This is a genomic window from uncultured Agitococcus sp. (genome assembly GCF_937920075.1).
In the GTDB taxonomy this organism is placed as follows: domain Bacteria; phylum Pseudomonadota; class Gammaproteobacteria; order Pseudomonadales; family Moraxellaceae; genus Agitococcus.
Genome location: NZ_CALETI010000354.1, coordinates 1 through 5,530 on the forward strand (window position 1 = coordinate 1; position 5,530 = coordinate 5,530).

At 41.5% G+C, this 5,530-nt stretch carries 4 protein-coding genes; all 4 read right to left on the bottom strand.

Going from position 1 to position 5,530, the window contains the following annotated elements; genetic code table 11:
- The coding region (locus tag Q0212_RS12230; RefSeq protein ID WP_297925903.1) for a hypothetical protein at nt 1-3,622 on the bottom strand (3,622 nt) is incomplete at its 3' end.
- A complete protein-coding gene (locus tag Q0212_RS12235) occupies nt 3,622-4,038 on the bottom strand; it encodes a hypothetical protein (RefSeq protein ID WP_297925905.1) in 417 nt (138 codons plus the stop codon). The genes Q0212_RS12235 and Q0212_RS12230, both read right to left, overlap by 1 nt.
- A gap of 149 nt (nt 4,039-4,187) precedes the next feature.
- Nucleotides 4,188-4,769 carry a hypothetical protein gene (locus tag Q0212_RS12240; RefSeq protein ID WP_297925907.1) on the bottom strand — a complete coding sequence of 194 codons (582 nt, stop codon included), beginning with the start codon at nt 4,767-4,769 and terminating at the stop codon, nt 4,188-4,190.
- A 15-nt stretch (nt 4,770-4,784) separates the two neighbouring features.
- On the bottom strand, nt 4,785-5,530 hold a 746-nt coding region (locus Q0212_RS12245), incomplete at its 5' end, for a hypothetical protein (RefSeq protein WP_297925908.1).

Genomic DNA, 5,530 nt, shown 5'->3' on the forward strand with positions numbered 1-5,530 from the left:
TTTTAACCCACTCACCATTCAAGTCTTTGATGTTTTTAACAACAGCATGGCCTTTGTCATTGATTTCAACCTGATAACGCTCATCTTGTTTTGCGCGTTCAATGGCTGCTGGCTGCTTATAAACAATCTCCTCGCCATTTTTAATACGCTCAACAACTTTGTTGTGTGCCGCCTCAGTGATTGCCTGTGCAGTTTTATCCATTGCGCTCGCAATTTGTTCAGCATCGGTTTTAGGTGCGGTCTGTGGTGCGCTATTACCGCCTATAGGCGATACAGGCTTAGGCGCAACAGGCTCTACAGGTACACCGCCATTATCATTGTCGGGGTTTTTCTTGTTAAAATTCTCTTTTTTGATTGCTGCTTGTGTTTTTTCTGCTGCATTTTTGCCAGTAAATGATTGAACCTCATCTCCCCAGTTAATGTCATAGCCTTTTTCTGTTTTGGTAACTGTAGCGGTAGCATCAGGGAATTGAGAATGGGCATATTCACCTGAAAGGTCATCAACAATAGGTTGTTCTACTTTAGTGACAATGGGTTCTACAGTAGGGCTAGTTGTTGAGTTAACCTGTTCCTTACGCATTTCAATGTAAGCTTCAAGAGCATCAACACCTGACTGCCTAATGAAGAAGGTTGCATCAAAAGCACCAAACATCACCTTATGCATAATATCTATTGTACTATCCCCTCGCTTTATTCCATTATTTATAATCCTCTTTACCAGTTTTTGTACAAGTGCGTTATCAGCATCATGCTCTTTATCAGTATGTTTTTTACCATCATGGTAATAAGCCTGTGCGCCAATAGTAGCAAAATCATTTGCATCCCAATCTTCAATAGGTTTAGCAAAAACCTCTGCATAGGCTTCTTCTAAGCGTGGTCTACGCGCTGATTTACTCTGTTTAGCTGCTTGTGTAGGCTCTTGCTTGCTTTCTGTCATTTCCTGATTAACAACAGGCTTAACTTCTTCAACAGGCGCAATCGCATAGCCACCCTCAACAGGCACAACAGAATGAGTGTCTTTCGATACAGTTGGCTCATTTTTGCGTCTTGGCTTCTTGGTTGCTTTGTTAGCTAAGGCTTGTTGTGCTACTTGCTCAGTAGGGAATGGTTTACCATCTTGGCGCACAATATAAGCATCACCAATATAAGAACCAACGCCACGGTCACGCTGCGTATTGGCTGCATTACTTACGTCAACCTTTAACCCACTTGGTACAGAAACATCATTGTTGCGTGGCTTTTGTGGCACGTTGTTTTCTGTAGTTTGTGTCGTATTGCCTTGAGCGTCAGTCACCATCACGTTATTAGGTGCTGGCAAGGTTAAAGGTTCAGTTGGCTTAGCTTGTTCTTGGTTTTTTACTGGCTTCTTGCTGGTTAAACTTGCCCAAGCATTAGCTAAATCAATCGCGCTAGTCACACCATGCTTTTTACCGACATTCTTCCAATCACTGTATGTTGCATTGGGATTGCTTTCATATAGTGCGGCCATATCTGCATTAAAAGCAGACTGTTTTTTCTTTGCCTGTGCTTGTTTGTTGGCTTCGGCCTCTTTTGCCTTAGTTGCTTTTTCTGCTTCTTTAGCGCGTGTTTCAACGGTCTTAAACGCATTGTTGAATAGCTTGTCAGCCTCAGTCTTGTCGTAACCCTCAAGTATAGATAACATTGAGCTTGTGTCGTTTTCTGCGGCAAGTTCGGCTAATGTGTTTTCTAATTGCTGTTGTTCGGTTAATTTTTCACGTTGAACATCTTTAGTCTTTTGTTGCGCCTGAGACTTATTAAAAGCATCAACTTTAGCTTGCTTTTCTGCCTGTGCTTTTTGAATCTTAATATCATTATTGCGCTTGGCAATTGCTAGCAATAACTCGTTTAAAGACACTTTATGTTTATCAGCAACATCTGGCGACATAACACTTGCCTTGCGATTGCCTTTAGCATCAAAATGTTCATCAACGGCCAATTCTAAAGGCGTTTTAGGCTGTCCATTTGCTTGTTGTGGCTTGGCTTTAGCGTTTTTACGCTCTGCAAAAACTTCTCTTAACAACAACTCTTTTTGGGTATCGTCTAAGCCTAATTGATTTACTTCATTAAGCAATACTTCTTCATTGTCAGCAAACGCGGATAAACCTTTAATCATATTGGTGCGCTGTGCTTTAACTAAAGCCTCTTGTTGTGCTTTGTTGTTTAGCTCGGCTTGCTTGGCTTCTTCGGCTAGTTTGGCTCGTGCAACAATGCCTTTTAAATCATTCGCTAAAAGGTCTTGTTGTTCTTGCTCGGTAAACGATTGCTTAAAGGCTGCATCATATTGGCTAAATTGGTTATTAGCCTTTAACCGCGCGTCTGTGGCCTGTGCAAGTATTTCCTCGCTTTCAGGTGTCGGATTAGCTTCGTGTGCTGCCTGTGCTTGTGCTTCGGCTTGCTTGGCATCTTCAAAGGCGTTAAAAGAGTCTTGGTATTGTTTAGGAATATCCTGTTTTGGTACAGAATTAAGAATAGATTTTGCTAAATCATCTGCTGTTGGTGCTTCGTTGTTTTTGTCACCATCACCAAACAAATACAAACTACCCGCTTGTACAGAACCCATACCCGCGCCCAATACCGCGCCAGCCGCCGCCTGCTTTCCTACATCTTTAAATGTATCGCGTGTTGGAGCATAAGTTTGTTGTGCGCCTATGTTTGCACCGATAGGCGAACCAGCCTCATCAACGGTTTCTTCAATAATGTTTCTTGTTAAATGGCCGCCAGCCGCTTTTAATCCCTGTTTGCTTAACCCTTTGATAGACTCGCCCATCAACAAGTTTGTTAATGCAGCATCTCCTTTTAAGCCGATTAACCCTGCCAAAGCACTTGTTGTTGCACCTGAATCAGCCGCTATCCTTGCCGCTTGGTATCTACTAGCTGCGCCTGAATTTTTATCGACTTTAGAGGGGTCAGGGTCTCTATCCTCATTAAAGGCTAATTCCTCTTCTGCATTGTAGTCTCTAACATATTTTGAATCTTGCAGTGATTGTTCTCTTGCTTGTTGACCACCAACAGCCGATTGATAACCAACGCCTGCTAAAGCGATTGCTCCGCGATTATCCACGCCCAATTTATTAGTTAATTTTTTACCTAGTTTTGAGGATAAGCCTCTTGCACCAAGAATCATTGGCACTAATTGCGGAGCTTGTGAAACAACTTCTCTTAACGTATAACTCGGATTTTGTGCATACACCTCTAACGCATCTAATGCACCAACTGCATCATTTGCTAATTTGTCTTGGGCTTTGGCTTTTGCTGATTTTTGTTGTTGCCAGTAATCAGCACCCTCTTTTAGCTTTTGTTGGCCTTGCTGCAAAATCGTATTTGCCTCTAAATACGCTTTGGCAATACGATTTTTTTCTGCTTGTGAGGTTAAACGAGACAATGGCGACAATGGTGATGTTACGTCTTCCACTTCTCTACGAGTAGGCTTACCTTTGGCTATTCGCAAAGCATCACCAATAATGCTGTCATCCATAACACCTAAAATATTATCCACTAATTCATTAGAAACTTTAGCCATTCCTTTGGGAGTATCCATCCACTCCGCTTCACCTGATAAATCTAAAGCATTGTCAAAATCTTCTGATGTAAATTTAGCCATTATTCTATTACTCCAGCATTAACAAATGCTCGTTTTAACTGTTGGTTAGACCAAGTTGGATTAGATTTTCTAAGTTCTGCAATAGCACTACTTAATTGTTCTTTTGTGGTGATGTTTCTATTTTTAATCCATTGATTAACAGTCAACTTTTGTTGATTGCTTTGTGGGCTTTCTGTTTCTGTAGTCACAGGTTTATTCTTTTTGTTTGCATTTTTCCACTGCCCAACACTTCTTACAGTAAGCGGTTTATTATTCTCATCTGCCCAAGCCATAAAATCTTGCAAACCTTGCTCATCTCTTGTTGTTATTTGTTTTGTTCCACCGCCATATTTTTCAGTCACAGTTTCCTTTTTGTCAAACATAGATAACGCAACAGGCGACATCTCTTTTTCAGTTGTTGAGCTGATAATAGGCAAGCCATCAGGCGTTAAAACACTGATTGTTTTGCCTGTTACTGGGTCAATGCCATAAGTGCCAGTAGGACTTTCTTTAAAAATTAATGAGCGAGGCGTATAACGCTCAGTCTCTTTTTTTAGTCTAATGGCATTGTCTGTTTGGACACCGCTTAATTTGACTTCGTTATTATACTGACGTTGTCTTTGTCTATTTCTGCTTTAGTTTTTTGTTCATGTTCCCAATGTTTTATAGGGTCATAGCTATTGATAAACCCCTCAATCATTTTGTCTTTGTTTAATGATTTTGATACGGGCTTTCCGTCTGCGCCATAAGTCAAGAAAGTGATGTTTCCTTTATCATCAAGTAACACATTGCCTTTGGCATCGCGCCTAAATGCGCCTTTACCCATATAGCCAATATCGTTATAGGTTTTTTCTAATGCGTTATAGCCTTCTTGGTCATTACCCATTGCAAAAGGACGCGCAAAACCTTCCCATTGCTTGCGAAAGTTATCTTCTTTTTCTTGCAGTATCTTGTCCCTGTCAGCCTTAGCTTGCTCCTGATTCAACTGAAACTGGTTTGTTTTCATTGATAACGCATTAGCAGCCTGTTGGTCAGTGAATTGCTGCTTTTGCATCTCAAAACGCTCTGTTTCGCGTTGGTCAATAACGTCTTGACGCTCTTGCTGTTTACGCGCATTTAAACCTTGTAAGAAGCCTGTGGCTAAGTTTTCAATACCTGCAATAGCCATGATTAGTAACTCCTATTATCTATACAAATCAGAAGGCAAAAAAGCTTGTTTTTGCTGAGGTAGAAATTGATTAAGCTCATTAATCCCAGTTAGACCGTTTAAACCAGTTGTAAGCATTGGAGATAACGCATTTGCTTTTTTTGCATTTTGAAAAACTGTGCTTGGCTGTACATTTGTAGTAGGAATACCCGAGGTCTGAATGTTTGGTTGTGCAGCACCCAAACCACCTAAATACTGAGCGCCAATAGCACCCGCCACATCAAACAAAGAGCCTGCTTGTTGCTTTTTTTGCGCTGCGGTATTGTTGTAATTGTTCATTAGTTGATTGTTTGCCTGAGTAACACCTTGAGCCGACATATTCATTTGGTTAATGCCAAGATTGTTTACATAAGAACGTCTATCCCAAGTCTGTTGCTCGGCATTGCGTCTTTCGGCTTCGCGGTTTGTGGTGATGTTGCCAGCCGTAGCTAATGCTTTAGACAGCCCCATTTGACGACCCATAGCATCAGCACGACCACTGTTAGGGTTAATGCCTAAGCGTTGTTGCTGTCTGCGCTGTGCTTCTTCGGCATTAGTAAATTGTGTAGCCACATCGCCTGTTGCACGAGACGTTACGCCGCCTAAGTCAGCAACCACGCCCTTGTTGGCTGCATCAACTTGCATCTGCTCTAGGCCGCCATACATGGTTTTGTAGTCGTTATAGCGTTTCTTGTTAAATTCAAACTGTTCGCGCTGCAAAGCTAATGCTTCTTTGGCTGATT